The organism is Azospirillum sp., from assembly GCF_050789165.1.
On sequence record NZ_JBOZRT010000031.1, the window covers coordinates 1 to 3,750 of the forward strand.

Annotated in this window: 3 protein-coding genes and 1 tRNA gene; 3 read left to right on the forward strand and 1 reads right to left on the reverse strand. The window is 69.8% G+C overall.

Annotated features, from left to right (window positions below; translation table 11 throughout):
- The first annotated feature begins 109 nt into the window (after window positions 1-109).
- Both ACRWK7_RS06210 and ACRWK7_RS06215 read left to right on the forward strand, forming a co-directional pair.
- Window positions 110-2,194, forward strand: a complete 2,085-nt coding sequence (locus ACRWK7_RS06210; protein WP_431855332.1) for a response regulator — start codon at window positions 110-112, stop codon at window positions 2,192-2,194.
- Window positions 2,195-2,404: 210 nt separating this feature from the next.
- Window positions 2,405-2,494, forward strand: a tRNA-Ser gene (locus ACRWK7_RS06215).
- Window positions 2,495-2,889: 395 nt separating this feature from the next.
- On the opposite strand, the gene ACRWK7_RS06220 is transcribed toward ACRWK7_RS06215, so the two are convergent.
- Window positions 2,890-3,201, reverse strand: a complete 312-nt coding sequence (locus ACRWK7_RS06220; RefSeq protein ID WP_431855333.1) for a hypothetical protein — start codon at window positions 3,199-3,201, stop codon at window positions 2,890-2,892.
- A gap of 182 nt (window positions 3,202-3,383) precedes the next feature.
- Between ACRWK7_RS06220 and ACRWK7_RS06225 the strand changes: the two genes are divergently transcribed.
- Complete coding sequence (locus ACRWK7_RS06225; protein WP_431855334.1) at window positions 3,384-3,623, forward strand: hypothetical protein; 240 nt, start codon at window positions 3,384-3,386, stop codon at window positions 3,621-3,623.
- The last annotated feature ends 127 nt before the right edge of the window (window positions 3,624-3,750 follow it).

Below are 3,750 nucleotides of genomic sequence, written 5' to 3' on the forward strand. Positions count from 1 at the left end.
CCATGAAGGGCGACCGCGAGAAGTGCATCGAGGCGGGCGCCTGGGACTACCTGTCGAAACCGGTCAACACGCAGGACCTGCTGGCCGTCCTGCGCGCCTGGCTGCACCAGTGAGCCCGCGTTTGGAATCGAACCACTCGCCGCCGCCCGAACACGAGCCGGTCAACATCCTGGTGGTGGACGACCTGCCGGAAAAGCATGTCGTCTTCCGCACCATCCTGGACGAGCTGGGGCAGAACATCGTCAGTGCCCGCTCGGGCAAGGAGGCTCTGGCGTACATCCTCGAGATGGAGTTCGCGGTCATCCTGCTCGACGTCAACATGCCCGACATCGACGGCCTGGAGACGGCGGGGCTGATCCGGCAGTACAAGAAATCGGCGCAGACGCCGATCGTGTTCATCACGGCCTACGTCGACGAGGTGCAGGCCAAGCGCGGCTACGCCCTGGGCGCCGTCGACTACATCCCGTCGCCGGTGGTGCCGGAGGTGCTGCGCTCGAAGATCCGCGTCTTCGTGGAGCTGTTCCGGATGAACCGGCAGCTGCAGGTGCAGGCCGCCGCCCGCGAGGCACTGGCGCGGTCCGAGGCGGCGCGGGCCGCCGCCGAGGAAGCCATCCACCGCGCCGACTACCTGGCCGAAGCCAGCCAGCTGCTCGCGCGCTCGCTCGACCTCGACGACACGATCCGGGCGCTGTTCGACGTCGCCGTGCCCATGCTCGCCGACCGGGCGGTCCTGGCGCTCGCCAATCCCGACGGCAGCCTGGCGCGCGTCGACACTCATCCGGCGCCGGCCGACGGCAGCGACCCGCTCCCCGAGGGGCTGCGCGGAGCGCTGGCGCGTGCCATGGAGTCGCGCCAGTTCGAACTGCGGCGCGAAGCGCAGCAGGCGATGGCGATCTGCCCCCTGCTGGCCGGCGACCGCTCGCGCGGCGCCGTGGTGCTGGTGGCGGACGGCGACAGGATGGATGCGTCGCGGGTTGCGCTCGCCAAGGAAGTGGTGAGCCGCGCCTCGATTGCCATGGAGAACGCCCGCCTGTACTTCGCCGTGCAGGAGGCCGACCGCCGCAAGAACGAATTCCTGGCGATGCTGGCACACGAGTTGCGCAACCCGCTGGCACCGATCCGCAATGCCGTGCACATCATGCAGGGCGGGGACGTGACGCAGCTCACGATGAACTGGGCGCGCGACGTCATCGGCCGCCAGGCCGATCACATGGCGCGGCTCATCGACGACCTGCTCGACGTGTCGCGCATCGTGCAAGGCAAGGTGGTGGTCAAGCCGGAGAAGCTGACGCTGCGCGAACTGGTCGACCGGGCCGTGGAAGGCAGTTCGCCGCGCGTGGCCGGCCGCGACCAGTTGCTGTCGGTGGAACTGCCGGCCGAGGAGATCGAACTCGACGGCGATGCAGTGCGGCTGGCGCAGGTGCTGGGCAACCTGATCAACAACGCATCGAAGTTCTCCGGGCAGAACACCAAGATCTGCCTCACGGCCAGCCATGCCGCCGGTGAGCTGCGGATCGCCGTGCGCGACGAGGGCTCCGGCATCGAGCCGGCCTTCCTGCCGCATATCTTCGACCTGTTCGCCCAGGGCGATCAGTCGCTGGACCGCTCCCAGGGCGGCCTGGGCATCGGCCTCACGCTGGTGAAGCACCTGGTGGAGCTGCATGGCGGGCGCGTCACCGCGCACAGCGACGGGCCGGGCATGGGCACCGAGGTCGTGGTCTGCCTCCCGGCGCGCCTCGCCTCGGCGCCCGGGGCGGTCACGGCCGCGCCGGACGGCCGCGGGAGCCCCTCGCGCGGCAAGGCGCCCGGCCGGATCCTGGTGGTGGACGACCTCGCCGCCTCGGCCGAGACGCTGATGACGCTGCTGGAGATGGAAGGCTTCGAGGTCAAGGTCGCCAACGAAGGCGCGAGTGCGCTGCAGATCGCCGAGCAGTTTCGCCCCGACGTCGTGCTGCTGGACATCGGCCTGCCCGGCATGAACGGGTTCGAGGTGGCGCACAGGCTGCGCCTGCAGCCGGCGTCGCGCGACGCCTTGCTGATCGCTCTCACCGGCTATGGCGAGGCGGAGAGCCGCTCCCGTTCGGCCAAGGCAGGGTTCGATTTCCACATGGTCAAGCCCGCCGACGTCAACCTGCTGTTGTCCTTGCTGGCCAACCCGCAGCAGGCGCGCCGCACCAGCGCGAAGGCGGCGTAGGAGCCTGGGCGGCAGAGAGACGGGCACCGCGTTGGGCCTGCAAGCCCGCCATGCGTTGTTACGGCCTCCTTGAGTGCGGAGAGCACACGGCGTCGGCCGCGCCTAGCCTGGCGGGCTTCCAAGCGCCGGCGCGGACCCGTCCCTCTGCCGCCCAGGCTCCCAGCGCAGCGGGAAGGCGGCCGACCCGCTGCTACAATGGCGCGCTTCGCAGGAGAGGTGGATGAGCGGTTTAAGTCGCACGCCTGGAAAGCGTGTGAGGGTTAACACCCTCCGCGGGTTCGAATCCCGCCCTCTCCGCCAGAAACATGAAGGCCCGCAACAGCGGGCCTTGCTGTTTCTGGCTCGAGGCGGGAGAGAAGCCGCGCCGCGGGTTCGGTCGGCACGGCTGCGGGACGGCCGTGACGGACGGCGGAAGCCGGGCCCGGCGGGCTGCACAGGCGGTGAGCCGCCGCAGCACAATCCCGCCCTCTCCGCCAGAAACATGAAGGCCCGCAACAGCGGGCCTTGCTGTTTCTGGCTCGAGGGGGGATGCAGAACCCGCGCCGCGGGTTCGGTCGGCACGGTCGCGGGACGGCCGTGACGGACGCGCAGCAGTCCCAACGGGACGACGAGTCGGTGAGCCGACGCGTCGCAATCCCGCCCTCTCCGGCCCGCCATCGGCGGGCCTTGCTGTTCCTGGTGTCCTGCCGGCAGGCTCAGTACCCGATGCTCATGGCCGGCACGTCCACATGCACGACCGGTTTGCCGAGCGCCGCGCTGGCCGCCCGGGCGAACTCGCCAGCCCAGCCGGCATCGGTGAACTTCGACGGGCCGGCGGCCTGCGCCACCACCACCACCTTGTCGGCGTTGAGCACCTTGCCGGTGGGCCGCAGCGGCTCGCAGCCCATCTCGGTGAATTGCCGGTCCAGCCAGGCGCGAGCGGCCTCGGAGGTCATGGGCTCGGCCTTCTCCAGGTCGATGCGCAGCGGCGCGGCGTCCTTGAACGTGACGGTCACTTCACTCCTCATGGCAGCTCCTGTTCTTTCGGCCGGATGCCGATCCCCGGATTATGGCTGGCGCCCCCGGGCAGCCACGATCACTGCCGGGTCCGTGTCGGCGCGGGGGGAGGGGAGCGGGCACCGGCCGCTGACGCCATCCTGACGTGCATCAAACAACGTCCGCGGACCTCGGCTTCAAATAGCCGGCACACATGGACGAGATGGCCCAGTTCTTTCTGCTGTTCGAGGAGTGGGAAGTCGCCGATCACGCGGCGGCCCGGGCGGAGTGCTGCCTCGCCAGGACGCTGGACGCCTACTGCGAGGGACGGGGGCCGGCGCCCAGCATCATGAGCGTCAGCGAGGCCAGGCGCCTGCGCCTGGCGGCCGTCGACCACCTGCGCGCGCTGCGGGCGCTGGCCGAGCGGGCCCGCCGGAACGCCCGGGTGCTCTGACTCTTCTGTAGGACAACATCCATTCTTTCGGCTGAGCCAACACAGCCAAGCTGTGCAGCAGTACAGTCTCCTGAACGTCCGGCGCTTGTGCTGGGTTGTCAACGGGAGAAGAGCATGATCGAGACCA